A 990-nucleotide genomic window follows, 5' to 3' on the forward strand; every position below is an offset into this window, starting at 1 on the left:
GTTTTATCACCTGGACTCAGGAAACCATGGAATATGAGATCAATACATTATTAGCTGGTTATGGTGACCAATTTGCAATTAATTTCTCTTGAGGACTTAAGTGATCTTTCCTCCATCAATGAATTGAATAAATCACTTGGGCAATCATGATTTCGAACAATCAAACCATAACCGGTTACAGCAACTTTCTCTGTCGTTATACCAGCCATATTGACTTCCACCTTAGTAACAACATTATATTTACACTTAAATTTAAACAACTCAAATTAAACTATTAAGGTGAATAGAGTAATATTATTATTTGATTAAGATATCATGACAGTATTTTTTGATTTCGGTCAAAATAATATCATCTGCATTTTTAACATTTGATTCGCAAATGGATTTGCATAATGAAGCCCAATTATGAACATTAGTTTCACCAAATAAATCACCCAGTGTACGGATAGATTCTAATTGTTCTAATGTATAATTATAACAACTAAAAGCCAGTATTCCCTTTCCTTTCTCAGTAAGAACATCTCCAATTAACAACTGATTGAAAATGCTTTCAGAAACAGTATCCTGGACATGAGAAAAGAGGCTTTTTGTTGGCATGGTGATTTTAAATTTTTTTCCAAGATTGAATGAAAGATCAATGACATCCAAAGAGTCAGCGCCTAATTCATTAATTAATGAAGAATTTTCATTAATTTCACTTTTATCAACAAAAAGAATTGAAGAAACTTCTTCACATACAGCAGAAATATATTTTTCCATATAAATAGTCCCAAAAGAAAACTATAAGTAATACATCAATATGAACAACAATATACACAAACACATGAACAGTCATAATGAAGTGTCAGTTATTTTTACCAATAAAAATGAATGAAGACTAGGGCGTGTTGACGTTTACCGTTTATCCTTTACTCAACCCACATGGGTAGCCATATCATGACAAATGCCAGCGCCAACATGCTGGCATAATTTCGGGCTAATTTATCGTAT

1 protein-coding gene and 1 pseudogene are annotated in these 990 nt (G+C 31.7%); both read right to left on the reverse strand.

The genetic code is table 11. From position 1 onward, the window contains the following. Nucleotides 1-297: 297 nt before the first annotated feature. A complete protein-coding gene (locus Xedl_RS19785; RefSeq protein WP_074025438.1) occupies nucleotides 298-759 on the reverse strand; it encodes an acyl carrier protein in 462 nt (153 codons plus the stop codon). A gap of 149 nt (nucleotides 760-908) precedes the next feature. After that, a pseudogene (locus tag Xedl_RS26065) lies at nucleotides 909-990 on the reverse strand (IS5/IS1182 family transposase); the annotation flags it as partial.

The organism is Xenorhabdus eapokensis (genome assembly GCF_001908105.1).